Below are 25,725 nucleotides of genomic sequence, written 5' to 3'. Positions count from 1 at the left end.
CATCCACAGGTGCGTCATGGCTGACGTGCGCGAATCCTGGGCTGGCGGAGGCCCGTTGCGCTCCGACGAAGCCATGATCCGAGCCGCCATCGAGGCCGCCGCGGCCGCCGACCCCCGCGACGTCCCCGTGGGCGCGGTCGTCTTCGACCCCGAAGGCCGAGAACTCGCCCGCGCCGCCAATGCCCGCGAGGCCCTCGGTGACCCCACCGCCCACGCCGAAGTCCTGGCCCTGCGCGCGGCGGCGCGAGTGCTGGGCGATGGCTGGCGCCTGGAACACTGCACCCTCGCCGTCACCCTCGAACCCTGCACCATGTGCGCCGGAGCCCTCACCCTCGCCCGCGTAGGCCGCCTCGTCTTCGGCGCCTGGGAACCCAAAACCGGCGCCGTCGGCTCCCTCTGGGACGTGGTCCGCGACCGCCGCCTCAACCACCGCCCCGAAGTCCGAGCCGGAGTCCTGGAAAAAGACTGCGCCACCCTCCTCGAGAACTTCTTCCACCCCCACCGCCCCTGACCTCCCCCTCGAATCCGATTTCAGAATCCAACCCCCCATCAGGTAAAGTCACCGGCGGTGGCGTGTCCGAGCGGCCTAAGGAGCACGCCTCGAAAGCGTGTGAGGGGTAACCCCCCTCCGAGGGTTCAAATCCCTCCGCCACCGCTCCCAGCCCCGCCCCTGGAACCTTCCAGGGGCGGGGCTTTTTCTTCGCCGTGACACGGTCATCTGGTAACCGCTCGAGCAGATCGAACATGACCTCGATCACGTGATTTCTTGCTCGGGCGTGAGTGAACTGAGGCTGTCCCAATCCGGCAGCGCGATCTGGCTGACCAGTCCCACCGGATGAGGCTGCTTTTGCGCTCCAGGTGGTTCGTCAGTGACCATCCGCGAAAGCCGCCTAGCCCCTAGTCGCCGGATCGGCGGACACGAGGGCGGCGATGCCGTGAGCCGGGCACACTCGAAAGGGTGAATCCTGTTGTACAGCAGCTGCTTACGTTGCTCGCCGTGGTGTTGGGGGCTGGGTCGACGTTTGCCGCGACGACGCTGACGGAGCGGGCGAAGTGGCGGAGGAGTCAGGACACGCGGTGGGATGACAAGCGGTTGGCGGCCTACAGCGAGTACGCGAATGCGTTGAAGCAGTATGTGCAGGTTTCGTATCGGCTCGCGGCGGCGCGGGGGTATCCGGCTGTGGCGCAGCCGATCGAGACCGAGGCGGGGTTGCGGGCCCTCGCCGACGCGGAGGCGGAGAAGACCATCAAGTGGGAAGCCGTGCTGCTGCTCGGCTCGCCTGAGGCCGTGGCGGCGGCGCGGGCGTGGAATCGGGCGGCTTGGGACCTGGGATGGCCTGCCAGGGGGCATGCCGTCGAGCATGCGGAGTACATCCGGATGTACGCGGAGATGGGGCGGCGGCGGAACGAGTTCTACGAATGTGCGCGAGCGGATCTCGGGGTTCGCAGCGGTGAGCTGCCGCCGGGGGACCAGCCCTGGTTGCCGCCCGCGTCCGGCGAAGCCGCGCAACCGGAGGTCATATAGTTCGGAAACGAACTCGGCCCCCAATCCGGGGCCATTGCCCCGTACATGCGACAGCGCCTTAGCAGGTGGGCCATCGCTCAGACCGGACCCGATTCGTTAGCGTGTGAAATCAACGCCACATCCGGTCACGTTCTGCTTCGAGCCGTGCAGCAAGCTCCTCCGGGATAGCTATTTCGTTAGCATCGAAATTCACATCGTCCCAGGTCAAACCAGCAACGAAAGCGACTACGTCGCGGTGCAGCCTCTTGTGCGACGCCATGGTTTGCAGATCGAACTGCTTAAGGATCTCGTGGTCAACGTCGCGATCAGCACGGCGTTGCGCACATCCTGGTCATCGCTGGTCACTAACTCTTCAAACCTGGCCCTGCCGTCCTCGGACTCACGAAGATTCTCCAGCATGGTGACCATGTTTTGGTAGGGATCGTCCATCGGCCCGGCCGGGCTGAACAACGCGGACGGGTCGTATCCGTCCCGATGTCCTGCCACAACTGCCTCGGCGAAAACAACTTGAACGAAACCCACATAGAGACTGGATGTATCGCCTGCAATGCGTTCGACCTCCGACCAGGCATCGTTGAGCACCATCCCAGGCTTGGCGTTTGCTCGGATCGGAAGCACATACCGCCTCAGTACATGGGCGATCAGTTTGCGGAAGGACTCCGGCTCGATCATGGCCTGGCCGGACTCGAGCTTCTGGAAGAAGTTCGCATAACCGCCAACGGACGACGACAACTCCATCGCTGCGTTCTCCGCGACAGCACCCTGTTCCTCGGCGAGGCCGAGGACGTCGATGAGCATCAGTCTCACCAACTCGGCGTACAAGTCTGAGTAGCCGTCCTCGAGAAGCCCATCGCGCAGCGACTTTATGGCGGCACCATCCACGTCACCTAACGCGGTGTCTCCGAGTACGGGCTGCAAGGTGTCCGCGATGATGTCCCTCATCGCGACCATGAACAGGTCAAAGCCCTTCGTGTCTGTTCGGAAGTTACCAGTCTTCTTCGACGGCTTCTTCTTGCCCATGTCTCAGATCCGTTCTAGCCCATATGATTCCACAACCCCAGGTTGGTCGCGGTGACGTGCGTGGCGTGCCGGTTGCCCAGCGCGCCTCATCGTCGAGGCGAGCGCGAGGCCACTCGCAGCCACCGCTCCAGCGGGCGGGGCTTTCGGTCCCAACAAACCCGCTACGCACCGCGCGGAATGCACTTGTACGTTCGACGACCAGTGTGAACCTGAGCCGGGTTTCCATCTTGCTGTTCGCGAGAAATCGCCCGATAGTGCTGCTGCGGAAACGAGGATTCGCACTCCTCCGCCACCGCTTTTTCATGCGTACACCCCGAAACGGCGTCGGCCCCCCATCCGGGTGGATGGGGGGCCGAGGATTCAGGCGGTCAGACTCCTGCTGGTTCCTTTTCCAGTTCGACGGTTTCCTGTTCCGGCTTGGTGCGGAGGGCGGCTAGTTTGGCGCCTTCCACGTCGATGTCGGGGAGGATGCGGTCGAGCCACTTGGGGATCCACCAGGCGTAGGTGCCCATGAGGACCAGGAGGGAGGGGATGACGATCATGCGGACTATGAAGGCGTCGAAGAAGACGCCTGCGGCTAGGGCGAAGCCCATGGATTTGGCCACTACGTTGTCGGTGAGCATGAAGGCTCCGAAGACGGAGATCATGATCACCGCGGCGGAGGTGACCACGCGGGCGCCGTGGTGGTAGCCGCTGATCATGGCGTGCTTGGAGGACTTGCCGTGGACGTACTCCTCGCGCATGCGGGTGACGAGGAAGACCTGGTAGTCCATGGCGAGGCCGAAGACCAAGCCGATCAACATGATTGGTAGGAAGCTCACCAGGGGGTGCGGCTCCACCAGGTTGAACAGGCCCTTCTGGAAGATGAGCACTGTCGCGCCGAAGGTGGCCGCCATGGAGAGCAGGAAGCCCAAGGCGGCGGTCAGCGGCACCAGGATCGAGCGGAAGACCAGCACCAGCAGGATGAACGCCGCACCCGCCACCAGGGACAGGTAGGGAATGATCTTGCTGAGCAGGGCAGCCGACACATCCGCGTAGATGGCCGTGGTGCCGGTGATGCCGTACTCCATGCCGTAGCGGTCCTGGAATTCGGCCTCGGCCGCGCGGGCGTCCTCGACCAGATCCTTGGTGGCCTGATCGTTCGGCCCGGCCTTGGGCACGCCCGTGAAGAGCATGGCCTGGCCGTCCTCACTGGGCATGGCCACCGTCAGGTACTCCATGCCGGGGTAGCTCGCCAACCGCTCACGCAGCTCGGAGACGGCCTGCTCGCGCTCGCCGTCCGCCACCTTCGACAGGTCGACGGCCACCATCAGCGTGCCGTTGGAACCCTCGCCGAAGCCCTTGGTCTGCAACTCGTAGGCCTCGCGAGTGCTGCTGCCCTTCGGGTTCGAATCCCCGCCCGGCAGACCGAGTTCCAGCCCGGCCGCGGGCGCGGCCAGCAGTCCGAGCACCACCACGCTGGCGGCCAGCGTCAGCGCCGGGGCCTTGGCGATGAACCGGGCGACGCGCATGCCGTTGGTGACCGCGTTGTCGTCCTCGGGATCGTGCTTGGCCACCAGCGGCAGCTTCGGCTTGAACAGGAAGCGACCGAACGCGCCCATCAGCGCGGGCAGCAGCGTGATCGCCACCAGCACCGCGAAGGCCGCCGACACCGCACCGAAAATGCCCATGTAGGTGAGGAATCCGACGCCGACCATACTCAGCGCGGCGAGCGCGATGACCACGGTCAGACCGGCGAAGATCACCGCGGACCCGGCCGTGCCCACCGCGGTGCCCGCAGCCTCCTCCGGCGAATCCGCAACGCTCAGTTCGTGTTTGTACCGCGACACGATGAACATGGCGTAGTCGATCGACAACGCCAACCCGACCATGGACGCCAGAATCGGCGTGAAGGTCGGAATGGTCAGCCAGTGCGTGCCGAACATGATCACCGAAATGGCCGTGCCCAGACCGATGAGCGCCGTCAACACCGGCACGAAGGACGCCACGATGGCCCCGAACGCGATCGCCATGACCACCAGCGCCACCGCGATACCGATCAGCTCGGACGCACCGCCCGCCTCGGCCTCCTGCGCGATGGACCCGGTCAGGTAGACCTCGAGTCCGTTCGCCCGCGCCTCGGCCGCCACCTCGTCGGCCTTCTCGCGATCGGCCGGGGTGATATCGGAGAACTTCGGAATCGTGTACTTGACCTCGATGGTCGCCACCGACTCCGGTGCGTCCTTGCTCAGCACATTGAGCGGCGCGCTACTGCACAGCGCCGCGAAATCCGGCTTGCCCTTGTCGGTGAGGCAGTTGATACCGGCCTTCTCGCCCATCGCCTTGGTGTATTCGATGGGGTTGAGGACGGGCTTGTCCTTGCTCACGATGTCGAGCGCGCCCAGCTTGTCCACGAAGGCCTGGAGTGTGGCGGCATTGCGCGGATCGGTGAGCTTCTCACCCTCGGGCGCGCCGATCACGTAGGTCCCGCTCACGGCGTTCATATCGAAGGCCGCGGACATGCCGGGGAAGTGTTCGTCGAGGATTTCGGTGGCCCGCTCCGAGGGCAGGCCGGGCATGGTGAACTGATCCTGGAACGGTTTGGCGAGCGCGCCGCCCACGCCGCCGAGCAGAATCAGCAGGGTCAACCAGACGGGTATGACGATCCATTTTCTGCGGAAGGCGAACCTTCCCCAGCGATAGAGGTATACGGACACGAGGGGTCTCCTGGGCGATTGGCTTGCGTGTGCTGGTGCCGGGCTTCGCGTAGACAGCCGCTCTTGCGGCGCGCCATCGCGCGACCGCCTCCAGATTGACGTTTTCTGCCTACCGTGCGGTAGGTAGACTACCCAGGCTCTAACCGGAGGAACAACCTCCTTTCCGGGTGGCGCTGATCGCAGTACCAACGCGTGGTGAGAGGATCATCCGATGACCGGCCGACAAGCACCCGGGGCAGTAATCGCAGGTAGAAGCACGAAAGACGCTATTCGCGAGGTTGCACTGCGGCTGTTCTCGACCAAGGGCTTCGAACTCACGAGTCTGCGCGAGGTCGCCGATGAGGTGGGAATCACAAAGGCGTCGCTCTACTATCACTACGCCTCGAAGCAGGACCTGTTACTGGCCGTCGTCGACCCGGTCTTCGAGGATTTGCGCGAGATGACCGCCGATCTCGACGATCTGCAATACAGTCGCGACGCCGCGCGCGAAGTCCTCACCCGCCAACTGCACTCCATGCTCGCGCACCGCGCCATCGGCCAGATGTTCGTGAAGGACGGCGTCGCGGTCGGCCACGCCATCGGCAACCGCTACGAGGACATGATGGCCATGCACCGCAAACTGTGCCGCTGGCTGGCCGGACCCGACGCCGACAGCGAGGCCCAATTGCGCGCCAGCGCCGCCCTGGAAATCGCCAAAGTCGCACTCCTGTCGCAAGATCTCGCGCCGGATGCCGACGAAGAACTCGTCGAGCGAGTATTGCTGGACTCGGCGCTCGGAGTGCTGAACCCGACGCGCTAGATTCCTTTTCACCACCGATACCCAGGAGCTCCCAGTGCACATCACCGCGAAAGTCGATTACGCGGTGCGGACGCTCGTCGAAATCGCCCGGGCGCAATCGAAATCCGTGAAGGCCGACGTGATTGTCGCGGCCCAGGACATTCCGCCGAAGGTGCTCGAATCGGTGGTCGCGGAGCTGCGCAAGGCCGGACTGGTCACCAGCCGCCGCGGTCCCGAGGGTGGCTACCGCCTGGCCCGGCCCGCCACCGAGATCAGCGTCGCCGATGTCATTCGCGCGGTCGAGGGCCCGCTCGCCTCGGTGCGCGGACAGCGCCCCGAGGATGTCGTCTATCCCGGCGTGGCCGAGCCCCTGCAGCGGGTGTGGATCGCCCTGCGCGTCAATATCCGTTCGGTATTGGAACGCGTCAGCATCGCCGATATCGGCCACGACCTGCTGCCCCCGTTCATGGACGAACTGCTGCGTGACCCGGACGCTTGGAGCCGCCGCCCGCGCCCGCTGGACCCCGTCCCGCACGGCGAATGGCGTGACCTCGACCACCCCTGATCGTTAGCGACCCTTCAAAATGTTGAGGGCGTCGGCGGCATCTTGCCGGTAGCCTGCGAGACATCATGTTGCTCAGACTGCTTCGCACGTTCCTGGCCCCCTACCGGCAACAGCTGGCGGGCGTCGTCGTGCTTCAGCTGATCTCGGTCATCGCCATGCTGTATCTGCCCAGCCTCAACGCCGACATCATCGACAACGGCGTGACCAAGGGCGATGTCGGCTACATCTGGAACACCGGCCTGTGGATGATGGCCGTGACCGGTGTCCAGATCATTGCCCAGGCCACCTCGGTGTATCTGGGCGCGCAGGCCGCCATGGGCGCGGGCCGCGATATGCGCGCGGCCCTGCTGCACCGGGTCGGCACCTTCTCCGCGCGCGAAGTGGGCATGTTCGGCGCACCGTCGCTCATCACCCGCAATACCAATGACGTGAATCAGGTGCAGCTGCTCATTCTCATGAGCGCCACCATTCTGGTGATGGCCCCGATCATGTGCGTGGGCGGCATCATCATGGCGTTGCGCGAGGATTTCGGCCTGTCCTGGCTGCTGCTCATCGCGGTGCCCGCGCTGGCGCTGTCCATGGGTTTCATCATCACCCGCATGGTGCCCGGATTCCGGCGCATGCAGGATCGCATCGACGCGGTGAATCGCGTACTGCGCGAACAGATCACCGGTATCCGGGTGGTCCGGGCGTTCGTGCGCGAGCGGCAGGAGACCTGGCGTTTCGGGGTCGCCAATTCCGAGCTGACCGAGCAGTCGCTGTATGTCGGCCGCTATATGGCCATGATGTTCCCGCTGGTCATGCTGATCTCCAATGTGACCGCGGTGGGCGTCATCTGGTTCGGCGGCCACAATGTCGACAACGGGACCATGCAGATCGGTTCGCTCACCGCGATGCTGTCCTACATCATGCAGATCCTGACGGCGGTCATGATGGCGTCGTTCCTGGCCATGATGGCCCCGCGTGCGGCGGTCTCGGCCGAGCGCATCGGGGCGGTCCTGGAGACGGTGTCCTCGGTGCAGCCGCCGCCGCAGCCGCGACCTTTCGAGTCTGACCCGGGTTCGGTGGATTTCGCCTTCGCGGAGTTCAAGTTCCCCGGCGCGGAAAAGCCTGTGCTGCGGTCGATTAGGTTCCGGGTGGATCCGGGCACCACCACCGCGGTGGTCGGCGCGACGGGTTCCGGTAAGACCACGCTGGTCAATCTGGTGCCGCGACTGATCGATGTCACCGACGGCGCGGTCTACGTGGGCGGCACCGATGTCCGGCACGTCGATCTCGAGGAGCTGCGCGGCCGGATCGGCCTGGTGCCGCAGAAGGCGTACCTGTTCTCGGGCACCATCGCCTCGAATCTGCGCTACGGCAGGCCCGAGGCCACCGACGAGGAGCTGTGGCACGCGTTGGAGATCGCGCAGGCCGCGGAGTTCGTCCGCGAGATGCCCCAGGGGCTGGAAACGCCTGTGGCACAGGGCGGTACGACGGTCTCGGGCGGCCAGCGCCAACGCCTCGCCATCGCCCGCGCCTTGGTGCGCAAACCGCGCATCTACCTGTTCGACGACTGCTTCTCGGCGCTGGACGTGGCCACCGATATGCGCGTGCGCGAAGGACTCAAGCCCGAAACCGCGAATGCCGCGGTGATCATTGTGGCGCAACGTGTTTCGACCATTCGCGAGGCCGACCAGATCGTGGTCCTCGAGGACGGCGCGATCGTCGGACTCGGAACGCACGACCAATTGCTGCGCGACTGCACCGAATACCGCGAGATCGTGGAGTCGCAGCTGAGTCCGGAGGAGGCCAAGTGAGGCCCGGGGCAGCGAATCCGGGCGCTCCGGACGCGAAGGCGAAATCGTTCGGACCGTCCCTGAAGCGGCTGTTGCGGCGGCTCGCACCCGAACGGCTGTATCTGACAGTCATTTTCGTGCTCGCGGTCGCCTCGGTGGTGCTCAATACGCTGGGCCCGCAGATCCTCGGCAAGGCCACCAACCTCATCTTCGACGGTGTGGTCGGCAAGGAACTGCCCGCCGGACCCTCCAAGGAGGACGTGGTCGCGCAGCTGCGCGCCGAGGGCAACACCACCTTCGCCGACATGCTCGCCAGTATGGATGTGATTCCCGGTGTGGGAGTGGACTTCTCGGCCGTCGGCCGGGTGCTGGCCTGGGTACTGCTGCTCTACATCGGCGCGTCCCTGTTCGGTTGGCTCGAGGGCTACCTGCTCAACTCCGTCATCAACCGGACGGTCAAGCGGCTGCGCGCCGATATCGAGGAGAAGATCCACCGGCTGCCGCTGAGCTACTTCGACCAGCTGCCCCGCGGCGACCTGCTCTCCCGCGTCACCAATGACGTCGACAATGTGGCGCAGACCTTGCAGCAGACCATGAGTCAGCTGCTCATCTCCACGCTGACGGTGATCGGCGTGCTCATCATGATGTTCTGGATCTCGCCGCTGCTGGCGCTGATCGCGCTGCTCACCGTGCCGCTGGCCATCATCGTCACCGCGCAGATCGCCAAACGCTCCAAACCGCACTTCGTGGACCAGTGGAAATACACCGGCAAGGTGAACGCCCAGGTGGAGGAGGCCTACACCGGGCACGAGGTGGTCACCGCCTTCGGCCGCAGCCGCGAGGTGGGCGAGGAGTTCGACGAAACCAACGCCAAGCTCTACCGCGCCTCGTTCAAATCGCAGTTCATCTCCGGCCTGATCATGCCCGCCATCATGTTCCTGGGGAACCTGAACTACGTGCTCATCGCCGTGGTGGGCGGCCTGCGCGTGGCCTCGGGCAGCCTGTCGCTGGGTGAGGTGCAGGCCTTCATCCAGTACTCGCGCGGTTTCACCCAGCCGCTCACGCAGATCGGTTCCATGATCAATCTGCTGCAGTCGGGGGTGGCCTCGGCCGAGCGCATCTTCGAGATCCTCGACGCCGAGGAGCAGGTGCCCGATCCGGCGGTCGAGGATTCGCGCCCGGTGGACCGCGGCCATGTCGAATTCGACAAGGTGTCGTTCCGCTACGAGCCCGAGACCCCGATCATCGACGAGCTGTCGCTGGTGGCCGAGCCCGGACATGTGGTCGCCATTGTCGGACCGACCGGCGCGGGCAAGACCACCCTGGTGAACCTGCTCATGCGCTTCTACGAACTCGACGCGGGCGCGATCACCATCGACGGTGTCGACATCACCCGCATCAGCCGCGACCACCTGCGCGAACGCATCGGCATGGTGTTGCAGGACACCTGGCTGTTCGGCGGAACCATTCGGGAGAACATCGCCTACGGCAACACCGCCGCCAGCGAGGAAGACATTCTGGACGCGGCGCGCGCCGCCTTCGTGGACCGGTTCGTGCACGCCCTGCCCAATGGCTACGACACCGTCATCGACGAGGAGGGCTCCGGCGTCAGCGCCGGTGAGAAGCAGCTCATCACCATTGCCCGCGCCTTCCTGGCCAAGCCGTCGATCCTGATTCTGGACGAGGCCACCAGCTCGGTCGACACCCGCACCGAACTGCTCGTCCAGCACGCCATGGCCGCACTGCGCCGCGATCGCACGAGTTTCGTCATCGCACACCGCCTCTCGACCATTCGCGACGCCGATCAGATCGTGGTCATGGAGAAGGGTCGGATCGTGGAGATCGGCACCCACGAGCAGCTGCTGCTGGCGCGCGGGGCGTACTACCGCCTCTACAACGCGCAGTTCGCGGCGGCCATCACCGACGAGGATGTGGACGAGCCCGACGAGGACGCGGTGTCGCTCGGCAAGGTCTGACCCGTCACACCGGCCGGGACCCGCACCCGGCGGCGCGGGTCTCGGCTGGGAGGATGTCCGGGTGTCCGCTCCCGAGTCCTTCTCCTTCAAGGTCGGTACCCGCCTCGACGACCGCCACGGTCGATCGGGCGTGATCAGCACCCCGCACGGCGATATCGCCACGCCCGCCTTCATTCCGGTGGGCACCAAGGCGACCGTGAAGGCGGTGCTGCCCGAGGCCATGAAGGAACTCGGCGCGCAGGCGCTGCTGGCCAACGCCTACCACCTGTACCTGCAACCCGGCCCGGACATCGTGGACGAGGCGGGCGGGCTGTCGAAGTTCATGAACTGGCCCGGACCGACCTTCACCGACAGCGGCGGCTTCCAGGTCATGTCGCTGGGCGTGGGCTTCAAGAAGGTGCTCGCCATGGAGTCGGTCGGCGTGCAGAACGACGATGTGATCGCCAAGGGCAAGGAGCGCCTGGCCCATGTGGACGAGGACGGCGTCACCTTCCGGTCGCACTTGGACGGTTCCAAGCACCGGTTCACGCCCGAGGTGTCCATGGGTATCCAGCATCAGCTGGGTGCGGACATCATGTTCGCCTTCGACGAGCTCACCACGCTCATGAACACCCGTGGCTACCAAGAGGAATCGCTGGAACGCACCCGGCGCTGGGCGCAGCGCTGCCTGGACGAACACGAGCGGTTGACCGAGGCCCGATCGCATCGCCCGTACCAGGCGCTGTTCGGTGTCATCCAGGGCGCGCAGTACGAAGACCTGCGGCGCAAGGCATGTCGCGATCTGGAAGCGCTACGAGGTGCTGCCGGAACGGAATTCGACGGCTACGGCATCGGTGGGGCACTGGAGAAACACAATCTGGGGACCATTGTCGGCTGGTGCTGTGACGAGCTGCCGGAACAGAAGCCGCGCCACATGCTCGGCATCAGCGAGCCCGAGGATGTCTTCGTCGCTGTGGAGAACGGGGCCGACACCTTCGACTGCGTGAACCCGTCGCGGGTGGCGCGCAATGCCGCCATCTACGTGGACGCGGGCCGATTCAATATCAATACCAGTCGTTTTCGCCGGGATTTCACACCCATCGACGAGGACTGCGACTGCTACACCTGCCAGCACTACACCCGCGCCTATCTGCATCACCTGTTCAAGGCGAAGGAGATTCTGGCGGCCACGCTGTGCACGATTCACAACGAGCGCTTCACCGTTCGGCTCGTGGACCGTATTCGCGGCAGTATCGAACGCGGTGAATTCGACGAATACAAGACCGAATTCCTGGGGCAGTGGAAAGGCCGCATCAAAGCACCGGGGCTGTAGGCGCCGGGGCTGTGGATACGGCCCCGCCACTTCAGCTTTCGAGCGCGGGTGCCTTGCTCGGCGCGTAGGACGGTTCGTGCTTCTTCAGATAGCCGATCACCGCGTAGGTGACGGGCAGCACGAGGACCTCCGCGAGGGTTTTCCACAGGAAGCCGATGATCACGTAGTTGATGAACGCGCCCCACGAGTCGATGCCGATGGCCGTGGCGGCGATGGAGCAGAAGATCAGCGTGTCACCGAATTCGCCGACCACGGTGGAGCCGATGAGCCGCGCCCACAGGTGCTTCTCCTTGGTCTTCTCCTTGATCATCACCAGTGTTGCCGAATTCAGCATCTCACCGATGAAATAGCCGCACAGACCCGCGAGCACCAGCTGCGGCGTGGTGCCGAGCACGCTGCGGAAGGCCTCCTGGTTCTCGTAGAACCCGGCGGCGGGCAGCTCGATGGCGATCTTGAAAGCCACCACCATCAGCAGCAGGATGCCGAAACCGTAGTAAATCGCCCGGCGGGCCGACTTGAAGCCGTACACCTCGCTGAGGACGTCACCGATGATGTAGGCGAGCGGGAAGAGGAACCACGCGCCGTCGGTGGTGATCGGGAGAATCTCGATCGGCCCGAGCGTCAACGAGTGGTCGGTCAGGAATTGAACACCCTTCGTGGCGCAGATGTTCGAAATGATCAGAACTGCCGTGAACAGTGCCACGACCGGTGTGTAGTAGCCCCCCGCCGCCTTCGCGAAACTCGCGTGTTCGGTGGCGGGGCGTCCAGGTCCGACCGTTTCGGCCGGTAATGCATCACTCACGAAGTGAACAGGATACCCGTCACTCCTATCGGTGGAATAGGCTGGGCGAATGACGAATCCCGGCGATTCCGACGAGTGGTGGAAGCAGTACAGCGGTGAAGGCATCAAGCCCGACGCTTCCAACCCGTCGGTGCCGCAGCCCCCGGCCGCGGGTTACTCCTCCGCGCCGCAGTACCAAGCCCCGCCGGTGATGCCGCAACCGCAGTCGCAGTACCCGAGCTACCCTCCGCCGCAGCCGGATCCGGCCGCCTCGGCCTTTCCGCCGCCCGCCCCGGCTCCGGCCTACGGCTACCAGTCGGGTGGCCAGCCCATGCCGGGCTACCAGTCGGGCGGGCAGCCGATGCCGGGCTATCAGTCCGGGCCGGGTTATCAGCCCTACGGCTACGCGCAGCCGACGGCCGGGGCCAACGGTCTGGCGATCGCCTCGCTGGTCGTGTCGATCCTCGGCGCGGTGACGGTGTTCTTCTGCGGGTTCATCCCGGTGCTCCCGATTGTCGGGTTGATTCTCGGTGTGGTCGCGCTCAATCAGGTGAAGCAGACCCGCCAGGAGGGGCGTGGGCTCGCACTGGGCGGCATCTGGGTCGGCGCCGCGGGTGTGGTGATCGCCGCCGCGTTCTGGTTGATCCTTCTCATCAGTGTCGGGGTCGGCAACTAGCCGGTTCACGAACGACGGCGGGTGCGCATCCCTCGGGATGCGCACCCGCCGTTGTCGTTGTGGGGCTCGGGCTTTCGCCCGCGCTGTCGTCAGCCCTTGACGACCTGGGTGCCGCCCGCGAACTTGTCGTGCCAACCCTGCTTGTTCGGGTCCTGCTCGATGGTGACCGCGATGTAGATCGACAGGCCGAGGCTGACCAGCCAACCGAGGCAGTAGATGGCCATGGCCGGGACGAAGATGTTGCGCATGAGCGAGGTCTTCGGGTCGAGCTTGGCGGCGCCGCCCGGCGCGAGCACCCGCAGGCCCAGCAGCTTCTTGCCCAGGGTGGTGCCCTGGGTCGTCTCCATGAGCACGAAGTAGGCGGTGATCGCGAGATAGGCGAAGAAGACGCCGACGATCTGGCCGAAGGTGCCGCCGATCAGGGAGGTGAAGACGAAGGAGACCAGGCCCGCCGGGATGGCGCAGACCAGGCCGTCGAGCAGGCGCGCGGCGAAGCGGGTCCACAGATCACCCGGCTGCATGCCGCCGAAACCCGGACCGCCGAAACCCGGTGCGCCGTAACCCGGCTGGCCGTAGGGCTGCTGCTGGCCGTACGGATCGGGCTGGCCGTAGGGCTGCTGCTGCCCGAACTGGGGCTGCTGGTTGTAGGGATCGGACTGCTGACCGTACGGTTGCTGGCCGAACTGCGGTTGCTGGTTGTAGGGGTCCGACTGCTGACCGTAGGGCTGCTGCTGGCCGAACTGCGGCTGCTGGTTGTACGGGTCGGACTGCTGACCGTAGGGCTGCTGCCCATACGGCTGCTGCTGCCCGTACTGCGGCTGGCCGTACGGCTGCCCGCCGCCGGGGTTCTGCCCGTACGGCTGTCCGCCCTGCGGATACTGGTTGGGGTCGTACCCACCGCTTGTCATTGTTGTGGCCGTCCTCGTTCGATGTGCGTCCGGGTGGTCTGGTCGAGTGCGTACGTTACGGACCCGGGTTGCTCGCAACAAGCCGCGCGGGATCGAGTCGCCACGGTGCGCGTGGCAGGTCGGCGGGTCGGAATTCGGCGAGCAGTTCGGGGGGCGTGTTCGCCTGGTAGCCGAGGGACCGAGCCAGCAAACCGAACACCTGCTCAGGGGTTTCGCCGAGGGCGAGGCGGTCGCCGAGGGTCACCGCGCCATCGCGTTTGGCCAGGCGCTGGCCCTCGGTGTTGAGCACCAGTGGCACATGTGCGTAATGCGGCACGGGTAGGCCGAGCAGTGTGGCCAGATACGCCTGGCGCGGGGTGGAGGGCAGCAGGTCGTCGCCGCGCACCACCTGGTCGACGCCCTGGTCGGCGTCGTCGACCACCACGGCGAGGTTGTAGGCGGGCATGCCGTCGCCGCGCCGCAGCACCAGATCGTCGACCGCGCCGCGGTATTCGCCGTGCAGCTCGTCGGTGATGGTGAAATCGGTGACGGCGGACCGCAATCGCAGCGCGGCGGGCCTGCCCGCGGCGCGGCGCTCGGCGCGTTCGGCCGCGGTGAGATCGCGGCAGGTTCCCGGGTACGCGCCCATCGGGCCGTGCGGCGCGGTCGCGGCCTGCTGGATTTCCCTTCGGGTACAGAAGCATTCATAGGTCAGCCCCGCCGCGGTGAGCCGCTCGATCGCCGCCTCGTACAGTGCGAGCCGCGTGGACTGCTCGACCACCGGCGGATCCCACTCCAGCCCGATGGCCGCCAGATCCGCCAACTGCCGCTGCGCCGCTCCCGGCCGCACCCGATCGAGATCCTCGATGCGCAGGAGGAACCCGCGCCCGGTCGACCGCGCGAACAGCCAAGCCAACAGCGCGGTGCGCAGATTCCCCACGTGCAGATCCCCCGACGGACTGGGCGCGAACCGCCCCTTGCCGACGGTCGCGCCACCGCCGGTGGAGCGGTGCGCGGAGTGGGGCTGGACGGCTGACACGTCACCCGATCCTAGTTGCGTCGACGCGAGTCCTGTTCTGCTCGGGTGAGTCGCACCCGCAACCTCTCCTCCGCGATGGGTTCGCCGGTGTCCAGGTTTGCGAGGAGAGCGGTGGCGTGGGCGACGAGCCCGGAGCTGTCGATCCCGTACGGCGGTGGTCCGAAGGCCTCGAGGCGGGCCACGGAACGCTCGAGCAGCGTCCTCGCACCCTTCGAATTTCCGCGCTGAATGTGGGTGAGGCCAACGGCAAATTGGGCCAGGCCCTGCCACAGCATCCTTTCGGCGAACGGTCCGTTCTTCCAGGCCGCCTCGAGGACCTCATGGGCGTTGAAGGCGAGTCCGTCATCGAGCAGTCGTTGCGCGTAGGCGAGCGTTTCCGCAGGAGGCAACGAGAGATCGTCCGGTATGCGAGGTACGCCGACGCTGCCCATCGGCAGCGGGCGGCCAAAACGATCACGGGGGCGCGCATTACGCGCCCGTCCGGTCTCATCTCGGTCGCGGGCGCTGTCGTCCTGCGATGATTCGGCCATACCCCCATCATCCCGGACGGTCGGCTGTCCGGTTTCGCCCGCCGGTTCGCCGGTCCCGCGCGAATTGGACTCGCAACAAATATGCGGCTTCCGATATTCGGACGTATCGCATTCCTGCAATTATTCCGCAAATAGTTAGCCAGCAAACATTGCCATGCATTTGCTGATTGAATTCGAAAGAATGCGATCTCCTATTGACGAACGGTGCTAGTCTTTAGCGCGGGAACGGCCTCGGGGGCGCATTCCCATCGTGAAGTGCAGAGAAACGGGTTGCACACTCAGTTGCGCGCTTCCACAGGCGGACTGCGAGACCTGGCTTTTCGCCGGTCTCGAGTGTCACAGGAACGATGCCAGCAATACCTCATGCATGACGCAGCGAAGGAGCTACAACCGTGAAGGTGGATTTGGTAGGCGCCTCATGGCGCAAGAGCAAACATAGCGGCCCGAATGGAAACTGCGTGGAAGTCGCGTTTCTGCGGGACGGCAACATCGCGGTCCGCGACAGCAAGGACCACGGCCACGGGCCGATTCTGGCGTTCACCCCCGGTGAATGGGACGCGTTCGTGATGGGCGTCTCCGACGGAGAGTTCGGACGAGCCTGATCCGATGAAACGCCAAGCCCCGAGTCAGTGCGGACTCGGGGCTCTTCGCATGTCGGGGTGTGTGTCGGGCCGTACCCGTTTGGGCTGACGCCGTATCAGGGCCGGTGGCCGTTGCCGTCTTCCTGTGCACGGCGTAGGACGGCGAGCTGCTTGTGCTCCTCCTCGCGCTCCGTGGTGCGGTGCAGGTCGCGCTCCTCGGGCGGGTCGGCCCGGAAGAACGCGCCCGTACCGGGTCGTCCGGCGACGCCGAGCTCATTGAGTTTGCGCGGCACCTTCGCGCCCTGGTACTCCAGTGGGATCGGGTGCCCGTGCTCGTCCACCGGCCCGAGCGGCTGATGCAATTCGATGTACTCCCCGTGCGGAAGTCGGCGCACCACACCGGTTTCGATGCCGTGTTCCAGCACCGAGCGGTCGCCGCGTTGCAGCCCGATGCACAGCCGGTACGCGATGAAGTAGGCCAGCGGCGGTCCGAGCAGCAGCGCGATGCGGAAGAACCACGTGGTCGCGTTGAGCGAGATGTCGAAGGTCAGCGCGATGATGTCATTGACGCAGGCCAGCGTGAGAATGACGTAGAAGGTCAGCGCCATGGCCCCGATGGCGGTACGGGTGGGCACATCGCGCGGTCGCTGCAGCAGATTGTGGTGCACGCGATCGCCGCTCAGCCGTTTCTCGATCCACGGGTAAGCGATGAGCAGCGCGAAGATGAGCGGCATGACGATGGCGATGGAGAACGCGCCCGGCACCGTATGGCCGAAAATGTAGAGCTCCCAGGCCGGGAACAGGCGCAGGAATCCATCGGTCCACATCATGTAGAAGTCGGGCTGGGTACCCGCCGAGACCTGAGAGGGGTTGTAGGGGCCTAGATTCCAGATCGGATTGATCTGAAGCAGTCCGCCCATGATGGCGAGCACGGCCAGATTGAAGGCGAAGAACGCGCCCTGGTCCAGGGAGAACACCGGCACGATGCGGGTGCCGATGACATTGCGCTCGGTCCGCCCGGCTCCGGGGTACTGCGTGTGCTTCTGGTACCAGACCAGCGCGATATGGGCGACGATCAGCACCAGCATGATGCCCGGGAACAGCAGCACGTGGGCGATGTAGAGCCTCGGGATGATGATCTCGCCGGGGAAGTCTCCGGCGAACAGCAGCCAGTGCAACCAGGTTCCGATCACCGGCGCGCTCATGGTGATTCCGGCGAAGGCGGCGCGTAATCCGGTGCCCGACAACAGATCATCGGGCAGCGAGTATCCGAAGAAGCCCTCGAACATGGCGATGATGAGCAGCAGCGCGCCGATCACCCAGTTGGCCTCGCGCGGTTTGCGGAACGCGCCGGTGAAGAAGACGCGGCACAGGTGCACGATCATGGCGGCGGTGAAAAGCAGTGCGGCCCAATGGTGTATCTGGCGCACGAACAAGCCGCCGCGGACGTCGAAGGAGATCTCGAGCGCGGATTCGTAGGCCCGTGACATGGTGACGCCGCGCAGTGGCTGGTAGGAGCCGTCGTAGATGACCTCGGACATGGACGGGTCGAAGAACAAGGTCAAATAGACGCCGGAGAGCAGCAGAATGATGAAGCTGTAGAGCGCGATTTCACCGAGCAGAAAAGACCAGTGAGTCGGAAATACCTTGTTGATGGACCTTTTCAGAAATGCCGCGGCTTGATACCGCTCGTCCATGGCATTGGCTTGTTCGGCCGCTCGACGACCGGTGCGCGTCGATGTCGCGCGAGTTGACGTTGCCATTGTGCGGTCACCCCGCCCCCAGAGGAGAGTGATAAGGCTTCTACTACAGACGGTAGCACGCAGGCATTGCGCGCGGGCCGGAATTTCACACCCGTCCCCGCGCCGATATCGTCGTCGGGTGAACTCGCTCGCGCCCCGGGACGCGACCATGTACTGGCTGTCCACACGCACCCGCAACGACCTGTTTCTGCTGTACTGCTTCACCGACACCGGGTTGCCCACCGCGCGCCTGCGCGCGCGAATCGCCGAGCGCGTCAGCCACATTCCGGATTTGCTGCTGCGCGTGCGGGACGCGCCCGCGAATCTCGCGTACCCGGCCTGGGTCGCCGCCGATTTCGCTGAAGATCAATTCGTCGAACACGAGCTGCCGACGCCGACCTGGACGGCCGTCACCGCCGCACTGGGTGAAATCCTCGACACCAGCCTCGATGCCACGCACCGCCCGTGGCGACTGCATATCTTTCGTGCCGTCGCGCAGGCCCCGGTGGATCCGGACGAACCGGCGCTGGTGGCGGTGCTGCAACTCTCCCATGCCCTGGCGGACGGCCGCCGCGCCGCGGATATCGCGCGCGCACTGTTCAGTGAATCCGACAGTGGGGAACGTGGATTCGCAGGTGCTGCCGATGATTCCGAAGACGCCAGCGCCGCCGCCACGAGAGGGAGCGTTGCCGGGGCTGGGGGTGCGCCTGTCAGCGCGGCGGCCGCGAATGGGAGCGCCGACGAAGCCCGGAGTGCCGCTGCATCCGCTGCCTTCGGTTCCGTCCTCGGCCTTGGATCTGCCTTCACCAGCGAATTCGGGCGCTGGCTGTCAGCGGCCACCGCCGTACCGCTCATCCCGGTAGGGCTGGGCCGCACCATGATTCGCGGTGTCGCGGCCTATCGTGCCCAGCGCGCGCTCGCCGAACTCACCGACGCGGGTGAACTTCCGCCGCCCTCACCCGGCTATCCGCCGAACCTGTTGAACGGCACCGGCCTGCCCGCTGGCGCGAGCGGTCCGCCGCGGCACGAGGTGCGCATGCTGGTGCGATCGGCAACCGACACGCGAACACCCGGCTACTCCGTCACGGTGGTTGTGCTGACCGCTGTATCGCTGGCCCTCCAGCGCTATCTGACCGCGCGTGGCGAGGTCGCGCCGGAGCTGGCCGCGCAGGTTCCCATGGCGGTAGCCGGTGCGGCGGCGGGAGCGCGCAATCGCTACCGCGACCTTTCGGTGAACCTCGCGGTGGCCGAAGCGGATCCGCGACCGCGCGCCGAACGCATCGCCGCCGACCTGACCGCGCGCCGCACCCGCGCCCGCCATCCGCTGCACGGCGCGCAGGACGCTGTGACCTTCGCCATCCCGGCTCCCGTGCTGCGCAAGGACGTCCTGCACTATCCGATAGACGTTCTGCCCGACAGTGTTTCGGGTCACACCGTGGTGTCCAGCGTCGATCGCGGCCCCGCCGACCTGGTCTTCGGCGGCGGCCGCGTCCGTTTCACCGCGGGCTTCCCCGCACTCGGCACGGTGATGCGCCTCACCCACGGCGTGCACGGATTGGGCGGCGCCATCACGATTTCGGTCCACTCCGACCCGCGCATCATTCCCGACCCCGACGCGTACGCGAATCTCCTGGACACGGCGCTGAACGAGGTCGTCGCCGCGCTGCGTCGCTGACCACGGACCAATCCGACTGGTGCGCAACCATTTGCCACGAATTGTCGGATCGAGGTTTAGCCGTGTGCGAGCGGGTAGTGCGAACACGTGGACCGAGACAGCGAGTCCACAGTGATTCAGCGAACGAGAACGAGAAAGGAATGGTCGGAAATGGCTGATCCGAACAACCCCGGACAGTTCGGCAATCGCAAGGACACGGAACAGCAAGCCAGCCGTGGCGGCCAGGCCAGCACCGGTAGCTTCGGTGGGCCCAACGCCGCCGACCCGCACGAGGCGGGTCGCAAGGGCGCACAGGCCCAGCCGCAGGACGCGAAAGTCAAAGGCGGCCAACACAGCCACGGCGGTCATTAGTTGACCACCCTGTGGGGAAACAAAGCTCGGGCCGGAAGCGAAACGCTTCCGGCCCGAGCCTTGTGTGGCGGAGGATAGGGGATTTGAACCCCTGAGGGCGTTAACCCAACCCGCGTTCCAGGCGAGCGCCATAGGCCACTAGGCGAATCCTCCGTCGAGCAATATACCGGCTGACCCCCGGGTGGAGGCAAACCGGGTCGTCAGACCTACTTCTTCAGGCCGTCGAGGGCCTTCTGGACCTGTTGCTTGGCGACGGTGGCCACCTCGTCCTTGCTGACGGATTCGCCCTGGCCGCGGTCGAGGCTGATCTTCACCTTGACCGAGACATTGCTGTCCTGCACCGCCACGGTGTAGTCGAGGACGGAGAAGCTAGAGTAGTCGTCGACCTTGGAGCTCCAGTACCCCTGCTCGCCGATGCCGGTCACGTCCCCGGAGGAGCGGCCGCTGCCGGTGGTGCCGGTATCGGACTGCTTCCAGAAGTCGTAGTCGGGCTTGCTGTACTCGCTGTTGCCCAGGAACGAGACGTCGAGCGTGATGTCGGCCTCGTTGTCGTGGTATTTGCTGGCGACGCTGGGCTCGGTGTATCCGGCCTTGCAGTCGAGGCTGCCGCCGGTGTACTCGGTCGGCTGGGTCTCGGTGTGCTCGGGATTGCCCGAGGAGTTCTTGGCCCACTTGGTCAGCACCGACGGATCGATGAGCGAGCACGCGTTGGTGATGTTCTCCATCGAGTACTTGCCGTCGGCATTGGTCTTCGACTTCTCGTCGCCGCCCATCTTGATGGGATCGTCGCTGCTGGTGACCGCGACCACGCCGATACCGATGCCGACCAGCACCACCAGGCCGACAATGCCGCCGATGATCAGTCCGGTCTTGTTGCCCGACGGGCCGGGCGACTGCGGGTAGCCGCCGTAGCCGGGCGGCTGCATCGGCGGCGGGCCGCCCGGATACTGCGGCTGCGCGGGCCCGCTGGCGTAGCCGGGCTGGACCGGCGCGGGACCGCTGGCATAACCGGGCTGGACCGGCGCGGGGCCGCTGGTGTACCCGGCCTGGCCGTAGTTCTGCTGCCCGGCGGCCGGTTGTGGGGGAGGGGTGTAGCCGCCGCCGTAGTTCAACATGGTCGGATCCGGAACCTGTTGTCCCGGGTTGTAATTCAGCATGGTCGGATCGCCCTGCACCGGTTGGGAATCCGTTCCGGCGGGCGGCGTGGCCCACCATTGCGCGGTTTCCTGGTGGTTCCCCGGTTGTTGCGCGCCGCCCGGCGGCGGGTTTGTGCCTGTCACTGCTGTTTCCCCTCGGTGTAGAGCGGGCCACCCCCGCAATGTCGGTCAGATCGTAGCGACCCGGGGCGGCGGGAGTCTCGGTGAGCGGCTACACTGGCCGACGGATCCAGCGCGGCGCGCATCCTGTGAACTCCCCCAGGGCCGGAAGGCAGCAAGGGTCAACGGGCTCTGCCGGGTGCGCTGGGTCCCCTTTATTTTCCGGGTGGGGTCCCGGGGTCCGAGTATCGATATATAGCTGCCACTTCGGTGCCGTCCGCGAGTAACGTGGGGCGCTGGGTCCGCTACCGCGACCCTGACAAATACCCCACGCCGTTGGAAAGGCCTCGAGGATGCCCCGGCAGACGCAGATCGGTTTGATGAGCCATGCGGAGCTCGTGTCGGAACACGAGACGCAAAGCGCGAACTACGCGAAGCTCGAGACCGAGAAGTTGACGCTGGACATCACCCGCGGCAAGCCCTCGCCCGAGCAGCTCGACCTGTCGAAGGATCTGCTGTCGCTGCCGGGCATCGAGGACTACCGCGACGGCACCGGCACCGATGTGCGCAACTACGGCGGCCTGCACGGGCTGCCCGAACTGCGCGCCATCTTCGGTGAACTGCTCGGCATCCCGGTGGACAACCTGCTGGCGGGCAACAACGCCAGCCTCGAGCTCATGCACGATGTGATCGCCTTCGCCATGCTGCACGGCACCCCGGATTCGCCGCGGCCGTGGGCGCAGGAGCCGGTGCGCAAGTTCCTGTGCCCCGCGCCCGGGTACGACCGGCACTTCGCGATCACCGAGTCGCTCGGCTTCGAGATGATTCCGATTCCCATGCGCCACGACGGGCCGGATGTGCACGCCATCGCGGAGCTGCTGGCCGCCGATCCGACCATCAAGGGTCTGTGGGCGGTGCCCAACTACTCCAACCCGACCGGCATCACCTTCTCCGAAGACGTTGTGCGGGAACTGGTCTCGATGCCCGCCGCGGCGCCGGACTTCCGGCTGTTCTGGGACAACGCCTACGCGGTGCACCCGCTGACTGATACCGCCGATCCGGTGCTGGATGTGCTCGGTATGGCGGCCGCCGCCGGAAATCCCAACCGCCCCTTGGTTTTCGCCTCCACCTCGAAGATCACCTTCGCGGGTTCGGGGGTGAGCTTCTTCGGCGCCGCCTCGGCCAACCTGGACTGGTACCTGAAGTACGCGGCCAAGAAGAGCATCGGCCCCGACAAGGTGAATCAGCTGCGGCACCTGCGCTTCTTCCAGGATGCCGACGGGGTGCGCGCGCACATGCAGAAGCACCGCGCCATTCTGGAGCCGAAATTCAAACTGGTGCTGCGCATTCTGGAGGACCGCCTCGGCGCGTCCAAGGTGGCGTCGTGGACCGAGCCCAAGGGCGGGTACTTCATCAGCCTCGATGTGCTGGAGGGCACCGCGAGCCGCGTGGTGTCGCTGGCCAAGGCCGCGGGTATCGCCTTGACCCCCGCCGGTTCGTCCTTCCCGTACGGAAAGGACGTGGAGGACAAGAACATTCGCATCGCGCCGAGCTTCCCCAAGGAGGCCGAGCTGGAGAAGGCCATGGACGGTCTGGCCACCTGCGTCCTGCTCGCCGCCACCGAGAAGCTGCTCGAGGCCGGTAAGTAAGGCGCGTTCCGCGCGTACCGGAGCGGTGCGCGCGACCGCCCGACGCGCCCGGGAGCGCATCGGTCACACCGCACCAAATGTCGAGGCGCGCACCGGATTCCGGTGCGCGCCTCTTCGTTTGTCCTCTGTGTTCAGGCGGGTTTGTGGGCCAGGACGGCGAAAATGGTCACCGACAGGTGAATGTCACCCGAGGCGGCACCGACCTCCAGGTCGGCGACCAGTTGGTCGCGCTGCTCCTGGGTGATGGCGCGGCGGGCCACCGCCATATCGGCGACGCGGGCGACCAGGGCCCCGGCTCCGGCGCGCTGGTCCTGGATCAGGGCGTGCGAGCCGATGTCGTCGACCACCAGCCCGGCGTGGGTCAGCTGTCCGGCCAGTTTGCGTCCGGCGAAGGGGTTGGTGGTGCTGGCGATCATGGTCTCGATGACCTCGTGCACCACCTTGCGGTCGCCCGGATGGACGATCGCGGTGCCCCAGTCGCTGTCCATCACCACCACGCGCCCGCCCGGCTTCAGCACCCGGGCGATCTCGCCGACCGCGCGGGCGGGGGAGGTCAGGTGCTGGAACACCCGCTCGCACAGGGCCACATCGAAGGTGTCGTTGCCGAACGGCAGCCCGTAGGCGTCGCCGGAGATGAATTTGGCGGTGGAGCCGTGGTTGGCGGCGCGCCGCTCGGCCTTGGCCAGCAGCAGCGGATCGGGCTCCACGCCCATGGCCGTGCCGGTGGGGCCGACGCGTTCGGCGAGGGCCAGCACCTCGGTGCCGGTGCCGGAGCCGATATCGAGTGCGCTCTCGCCGGGCCGCGGGGCGAGCGCCTCGTGGGCCCAGCCGCGCAGGCTCCGGATTCCCGGTAGCGCGGCGCGCAGGTCGCGAACATCAACGAGTTGATCTTGGCCGTTCTTGTCGAACCGATCCGGAACCAGCCCGGACCGCGTGCCGTTATGCGGCACGGAGCCCACTGTGGGGAACGCCATAGTGTCAGGCATGCGGCCGACCATACCCCGGCTGCCCCCGCCATTTCTCTTCGAATGCGATGATGCTGTACATGGCGACCCGGAAGCTGTGTATCGCGCAGGACCCGAAAGCTGACGAACTGCTCTCCACGGACGATTTCGCATTGCTCGTGGGAATGGCCCTGGATCAGCAGTTCCCGATGGAACACGCGTTCCGCGGACCGCAGAAGATCGCCGAGCGCATGGGTGGCTTCGATATCCACCGCATCGCGCAGGCGGATCCGGCGGAATTCGAGGAGTTGGGGGCCACCCCTCCGGCCATTCACCGTTACGGGCGGTCGATGGCGCGCCGGGTGCAGGAATTGGCCCGCTACATTGTCGAGCACTACGACGGCCGTACCTCCGGGCTGTGGACCGACGGGAATCCCGATGGCAAGGAAGTGCTGAAGCGGCTCAAGGCCCTGCCTGGCTTCGGTGATCAGAAGGCGCGAATCTTCCTGGCGCTCTTGGGAAAACAGGGCGGTTTCGAGGCCAAGGGTTGGCGTGAGGCCGCGGGCGCGTACGGCGAGCGTGATTCCCGGCGCTCGGTCGCCGATGTCACCGATGCCGAATCCCTGGCGCAGGTACGGGAATTCAAGAAGCAGGCGAAGGCGGCCGCGAAAGCGGGATAACGCCCCGCTTCGGAATCTCGCTGGTTTTTACCCTCGAAGCGTCCGCGCATTTGCTCGATGCTGACCGCTGTCAGTTGTCGGACAGTGTTTTTCGAGGGAAGCGGTTCCATGAGGATGAGGAAGTTCGCCGCGGTCGCGGCGTTGGTGGTGGCGGCCCTGGGTGCGGCCACGGGTACGGCGGGCGCGGCCCCCGAGCAGACCGATGCTGGGGTGGTCAATTACACCGCCACCAATACCGAGCAGCACACCGTTATCAAGACCGATGCCGGTTCCCTGGCCGTCGAGGACGGCGTATTCAAGGTCAAAGCGGCCGACGGCACGGTGGTGGCCGGAACCGAATTGAACTTCCGCGTGGACGATTTCGTATTTCCGATCGCCGCCGAGATCAGCGGTCGCACCGCCACTTTGACCCCGCAGTTCGACGAGGCGCACGCACAGTACAAGCCGGTCGCGCTGCCCTTCGAGAACCAGGCCCCCTGGAAGTCGGAGTACGAGCGCGAAGTCGCCGCCTGGACCCGCCTGACCAGCACCATCAGCGCAGGTGCCACCATCGGCACCCTGGTCGGCGGCATCGGCGGCGCGGCCGTGGGCTGCATCGGCGGCGCACTGGCCGGTGCCGCCCTCACCGCCCCCCTGCTGACCATCTTCGGCTCCGGCCCGCTCGCCGGATGCCTGGCCGGTGCCGCCGCCTTCGGCTTCCTGGGCACCCTCGCGGGCCAGATCTTCGTCACCGCCCCGGTAGCGATCGCGGCCGCCGTCCAGTACTTCACCACGGTGAACACCCCCCTGCCCCCGAAGTGATCCGCGTCCCGCCCGGTGGCCTCAGCCCTGATTCCGGATCCTGAACTCGCCGGGCGGGAAACCATAGGCACGCCGAAAGATTCGCGTGAAATGAGCCGGGCTGGTGAACCCCCAGCGGGTGGCGATGGCATGCGCGGTGCGCCCACGCGCGGCCGGGTCGAGCAGATCGGCCCGGCACCGCTCCAGACGGCGCCCGCGAATCCACTCGGCCACGCCACAGCCCTCGGCACGAAACAGCTTGTACAGATACCGCGTCGAAATATGGTGAGCGGCGGCGATCATCTCGGGACACAGCTCCGGATCGCCCAACCGCTCGTCGATGAACGACTGGATACGCGGCAGCAGCGTGCGCTGCCCAGCCTCGGACCCGAGAACAAGCGCCGAATCGGTCCGCTCGGCCAGCGCCACCGACACCAGATCGACCACGGCGGAACTCAATCGGTCGGCGACCACGGCACTGTGCTCGCCGACCTGGCTCGGCAG

At 66.0% G+C, this 25,725-nt stretch carries 24 protein-coding genes, 2 tRNA genes and 1 other RNA gene; 16 read left to right on the top strand and 11 right to left on the bottom strand.

The features are described 5' to 3' along the window. The first annotated feature begins 16 nt into the window (after positions 1 to 16). The 3 genes from ACIBH2_RS28575 (at position 17) to ACIBH2_RS28565 (ending at position 1,525) form a co-directional block, all read left to right on the top strand. Entirely contained in the window at positions 17 to 511 is a 495-nt protein-coding gene (locus ACIBH2_RS28575; protein WP_397122888.1) for a nucleoside deaminase, read from the top strand. A gap of 56 nt (positions 512 to 567) precedes the next feature. Further along, positions 568 to 655: transfer RNA gene (locus tag ACIBH2_RS28570), tRNA-Ser, on the top strand. A 303-nt stretch (positions 656 to 958) separates the two neighbouring features. Continuing rightward, on the top strand, positions 959 to 1,525 hold the full coding sequence (locus tag ACIBH2_RS28565; protein WP_397122886.1) for a hypothetical protein: 567 nt from the start codon (positions 959 to 961) through the stop codon (positions 1,523 to 1,525). A 225-nt stretch (positions 1,526 to 1,750) separates the two neighbouring features. On the opposite strand, the gene ACIBH2_RS28560 is transcribed toward ACIBH2_RS28565, so the two are convergent. After that, positions 1,751 to 2,545 carry a hypothetical protein gene (locus ACIBH2_RS28560; RefSeq protein WP_397122884.1) on the bottom strand — a complete coding sequence of 265 codons (795 nt, stop codon included), beginning with the start codon at positions 2,543 to 2,545 and terminating at the stop codon, positions 1,751 to 1,753. 368 nt (positions 2,546 to 2,913) lie between these two features. After that, positions 2,914 to 5,241, bottom strand: a complete 2,328-nt coding sequence (locus ACIBH2_RS28555) for an MMPL family transporter (protein ID WP_397122882.1) — start codon at positions 5,239 to 5,241, stop codon at positions 2,914 to 2,916. 211 nt (positions 5,242 to 5,452) lie between these two features. Between ACIBH2_RS28555 and ACIBH2_RS28550 the strand changes: the two genes are divergently transcribed. The 5 genes from ACIBH2_RS28550 to tgt all read left to right on the top strand — a co-directional run bounded on the left by ACIBH2_RS28550 (position 5,453) and on the right by tgt (position 11,650). Beyond that, complete coding sequence (locus ACIBH2_RS28550) at positions 5,453 to 6,040, top strand: TetR/AcrR family transcriptional regulator (RefSeq protein WP_397122880.1); 588 nt, start codon at positions 5,453 to 5,455, stop codon at positions 6,038 to 6,040. A 34-nt stretch (positions 6,041 to 6,074) separates the two neighbouring features. After that, entirely contained in the window at positions 6,075 to 6,584 is a 510-nt protein-coding gene (locus ACIBH2_RS28545) for an RrF2 family transcriptional regulator (RefSeq protein WP_397122878.1), read from the top strand. 65 nt (positions 6,585 to 6,649) lie between these two features. Then, a complete protein-coding gene (locus ACIBH2_RS28540; protein ID WP_397122876.1) occupies positions 6,650 to 8,383 on the top strand; it encodes an ABC transporter ATP-binding protein in 1,734 nt (577 codons plus the stop codon). Next, positions 8,380 to 10,338 carry an ABC transporter ATP-binding protein gene (locus ACIBH2_RS28535; protein ID WP_397122874.1) on the top strand — a complete coding sequence of 653 codons (1,959 nt, stop codon included), beginning with the start codon at positions 8,380 to 8,382 and terminating at the stop codon, positions 10,336 to 10,338. Before ACIBH2_RS28540 ends, ACIBH2_RS28535 begins: the two co-directional genes overlap by 4 nt. A gap of 61 nt (positions 10,339 to 10,399) precedes the next feature. Further along, entirely contained in the window at positions 10,400 to 11,650 is a 1,251-nt protein-coding gene (tgt, locus tag ACIBH2_RS28530) for a tRNA guanosine(34) transglycosylase Tgt (RefSeq protein ID WP_397122872.1), read from the top strand. A gap of 31 nt (positions 11,651 to 11,681) precedes the next feature. Here tgt and ACIBH2_RS28525 read toward each other — a convergent pair whose 3' ends face one another. After that, positions 11,682 to 12,353, bottom strand: a complete 672-nt coding sequence (locus ACIBH2_RS28525) for a queuosine precursor transporter (protein ID WP_397122870.1) — start codon at positions 12,351 to 12,353, stop codon at positions 11,682 to 11,684. 148 nt (positions 12,354 to 12,501) lie between these two features. Between ACIBH2_RS28525 and ACIBH2_RS28520 the strand changes: the two genes are divergently transcribed. Further along, positions 12,502 to 13,107, top strand: a complete 606-nt coding sequence (locus ACIBH2_RS28520; protein WP_397122868.1) for a DUF4190 domain-containing protein — start codon at positions 12,502 to 12,504, stop codon at positions 13,105 to 13,107. Between the two features lie 89 nt (positions 13,108 to 13,196). On the opposite strand, the gene ACIBH2_RS28515 is transcribed toward ACIBH2_RS28520, so the two are convergent. Genes ACIBH2_RS28515 through ACIBH2_RS28505 form a run of 3 tightly spaced genes read right to left on the bottom strand, consistent with a single transcriptional unit; the run spans position 13,197 to position 15,563 of the window. After that, positions 13,197 to 14,015 carry an RDD family protein gene (locus tag ACIBH2_RS28515; RefSeq protein WP_397122866.1) on the bottom strand — a complete coding sequence of 273 codons (819 nt, stop codon included), beginning with the start codon at positions 14,013 to 14,015 and terminating at the stop codon, positions 13,197 to 13,199. A 55-nt stretch (positions 14,016 to 14,070) separates the two neighbouring features. Continuing rightward, positions 14,071 to 15,033 (bottom strand): tRNA glutamyl-Q(34) synthetase GluQRS, encoded by a 963-nt coding sequence (gene gluQRS / locus ACIBH2_RS28510; RefSeq protein ID WP_397122864.1) that lies wholly within the window; start codon positions 15,031 to 15,033, stop codon positions 14,071 to 14,073. A gap of 11 nt (positions 15,034 to 15,044) precedes the next feature. Further along, positions 15,045 to 15,563 carry a DUF309 domain-containing protein gene (locus ACIBH2_RS28505; protein ID WP_397122862.1) on the bottom strand — a complete coding sequence of 173 codons (519 nt, stop codon included), beginning with the start codon at positions 15,561 to 15,563 and terminating at the stop codon, positions 15,045 to 15,047. 392 nt (positions 15,564 to 15,955) lie between these two features. On the opposite strand from ACIBH2_RS28505, the gene ACIBH2_RS28500 reads away from it, so the two are divergent. Then, positions 15,956 to 16,165: a DUF397 domain-containing protein gene (locus ACIBH2_RS28500; protein ID WP_397122860.1), complete on the top strand. Its 210-nt coding sequence runs from the start codon at positions 15,956 to 15,958 to the stop codon at positions 16,163 to 16,165. Positions 16,166 to 16,260: 95 nt separating this feature from the next. Here ACIBH2_RS28500 and ACIBH2_RS28495 read toward each other — a convergent pair whose 3' ends face one another. Continuing rightward, the gene (locus ACIBH2_RS28495; RefSeq protein ID WP_397122858.1) at positions 16,261 to 17,907 is read right to left on the bottom strand and encodes a cytochrome bc complex cytochrome b subunit; all 1,647 of its coding nucleotides are present in this window, start codon (positions 17,905 to 17,907) and stop codon (positions 16,261 to 16,263) included. A gap of 118 nt (positions 17,908 to 18,025) precedes the next feature. Between ACIBH2_RS28495 and ACIBH2_RS28490 the strand changes: the two genes are divergently transcribed. Then, the gene (locus tag ACIBH2_RS28490; RefSeq protein ID WP_397122856.1) at positions 18,026 to 19,561 is read left to right on the top strand and encodes a wax ester/triacylglycerol synthase domain-containing protein; all 1,536 of its coding nucleotides are present in this window, start codon (positions 18,026 to 18,028) and stop codon (positions 19,559 to 19,561) included. Between the two features lie 150 nt (positions 19,562 to 19,711). Then, on the top strand, positions 19,712 to 19,912 hold the full coding sequence (locus ACIBH2_RS28485) for a hypothetical protein (protein ID WP_397122854.1): 201 nt from the start codon (positions 19,712 to 19,714) through the stop codon (positions 19,910 to 19,912). Positions 19,913 to 19,977: 65 nt separating this feature from the next. On the opposite strand, the gene ACIBH2_RS28480 is transcribed toward ACIBH2_RS28485, so the two are convergent. After that, positions 19,978 to 20,065, bottom strand: a tRNA-Ser gene (locus tag ACIBH2_RS28480). Positions 20,066 to 20,118: 53 nt separating this feature from the next. Beyond that, complete coding sequence (locus ACIBH2_RS28475; protein WP_397122852.1) at positions 20,119 to 21,192, bottom strand: hypothetical protein; 1,074 nt, start codon at positions 21,190 to 21,192, stop codon at positions 20,119 to 20,121. A 99-nt stretch (positions 21,193 to 21,291) separates the two neighbouring features. On the opposite strand from ACIBH2_RS28475, the gene ffs reads away from it, so the two are divergent. Then, positions 21,292 to 21,386, top strand: an RNA gene (gene ffs, locus ACIBH2_RS28470) — signal recognition particle sRNA small type. Between the two features lie 135 nt (positions 21,387 to 21,521). Continuing rightward, the gene (locus ACIBH2_RS28465) at positions 21,522 to 22,817 is read left to right on the top strand and encodes an aminotransferase class I/II-fold pyridoxal phosphate-dependent enzyme (protein ID WP_397122850.1); all 1,296 of its coding nucleotides are present in this window, start codon (positions 21,522 to 21,524) and stop codon (positions 22,815 to 22,817) included. A gap of 131 nt (positions 22,818 to 22,948) precedes the next feature. Here the strand turns inward: ACIBH2_RS28465 and ACIBH2_RS28460 are convergent, their stop codons facing one another. After that, positions 22,949 to 23,791 carry a methyltransferase domain-containing protein gene (locus tag ACIBH2_RS28460; RefSeq protein ID WP_397123085.1) on the bottom strand — a complete coding sequence of 281 codons (843 nt, stop codon included), beginning with the start codon at positions 23,789 to 23,791 and terminating at the stop codon, positions 22,949 to 22,951. A 71-nt stretch (positions 23,792 to 23,862) separates the two neighbouring features. On the opposite strand from ACIBH2_RS28460, the gene ACIBH2_RS28455 reads away from it, so the two are divergent. Next, positions 23,863 to 24,441, top strand: coding sequence for an HhH-GPD-type base excision DNA repair protein (locus ACIBH2_RS28455; RefSeq protein WP_397122848.1), 579 nt, complete (start codon positions 23,863 to 23,865; stop codon positions 24,439 to 24,441). 108 nt (positions 24,442 to 24,549) lie between these two features. Beyond that, positions 24,550 to 25,242: a hypothetical protein gene (locus ACIBH2_RS28450; RefSeq protein ID WP_397122846.1), complete on the top strand. Its 693-nt coding sequence runs from the start codon at positions 24,550 to 24,552 to the stop codon at positions 25,240 to 25,242. A gap of 21 nt (positions 25,243 to 25,263) precedes the next feature. On the opposite strand, the gene ACIBH2_RS28445 is transcribed toward ACIBH2_RS28450, so the two are convergent. Then, positions 25,264 to 25,695 (bottom strand): helix-turn-helix domain-containing protein, encoded by a 432-nt coding sequence (locus ACIBH2_RS28445; RefSeq protein WP_397122844.1) that lies wholly within the window; start codon positions 25,693 to 25,695, stop codon positions 25,264 to 25,266. Positions 25,696 to 25,725: the final 30 nt, after the last annotated feature.

The sequence above is a fragment of the Nocardia sp. NPDC050406 genome, assembly GCF_044459025.1.
Taxonomy (GTDB): Bacteria; Actinomycetota; Actinomycetes; order Mycobacteriales; family Mycobacteriaceae; genus Nocardia.
The sequence above is the reverse complement of the archived record's forward strand: the minus strand, read 5'-3'. Positions and strand labels throughout refer to the sequence as shown.